General features: G+C 71.7%; 1 protein-coding gene. It reads right to left on the bottom strand.

The window, feature by feature from the left end; all coding sequences use genetic code 11:
• Positions 1-644: hypothetical protein (locus tag B7L92_RS37385; RefSeq protein WP_081241566.1), on the bottom strand; the 644-nt coding region annotated here is incomplete at its 3' end.
• Positions 645-717 lie beyond the last annotated feature (73 nt).

The raw sequence follows: 717 nt of genomic DNA, 5'->3' as shown, positions 1-717 counted from the left end.
TCGGTGAGGGTGCGCGGCGCCTGGGCGACGCAGAGCAGGACCGCGACGGACGAGAACAGCAGGACGACGAACCAGGAGTGCAGGGCGCGTCGTTGGTGCAGTGCCGCGCGGAGGACGGACAGGGAGCCCGCCAGCCAGGGGCCGTAGACGAGCACGGGCCACCAGGCCGATGAACTGCCGCTGCTGTGCGCCGTGGTGACGAGGAGCAGTGGTTCGTAGGCGACCACGCCGCTGAAGACGCTCACCATCGACACGGTGATCGCGGCCAGGGCGGCGATGGCGTAGCTGGCGAGTCGTACGGCGTCGGGGCGTCTGCGCGGGGTGAGTTTGCGGTGGCCGCGGGGGGCGGTGCGCAGGGGCGGCAGTTCGGCGGTGATCTCCTGGAGGTTGCCCAGGGGGCTGCCGGTGGGGGGAGCGGTGGCCGACGCCTCGTCGTGAGGGGGCGGCACGGTGCTGCCGTATGCGTCGCCGCGGGCTTCCTGGAGCAGATAGGCGAGTTCTTCGGCCGGGTCCCAGGGCGGGACCTGTGGTTCCACAGGCTCTTCGTAGACGGTCGAGGCCCGGTGCCGGCCGGTGCCCGGTCCCTCGTTCTGGGTCGGGAAGTCGGGGTTGTACCAGAGGTGGTCGAAGCGTTCGTCGTTCATGTCAGGAGGGGTTCATCGGGCCGGTGTGCGAAGAGGGTGTCGGCCGGTTCGACCCGGCGGCCGGCCGGGGCGG

Source organism: Streptomyces viridosporus, assembly GCF_002078235.1.
GTDB classification, from domain to species: Bacteria; Actinomycetota; Actinomycetes; order Streptomycetales; family Streptomycetaceae; genus Streptomyces; species Streptomyces viridosporus.
The sequence above is the reverse complement of the archived record's forward strand: the minus strand, read 5'-3'. Positions and strand labels throughout refer to the sequence as shown.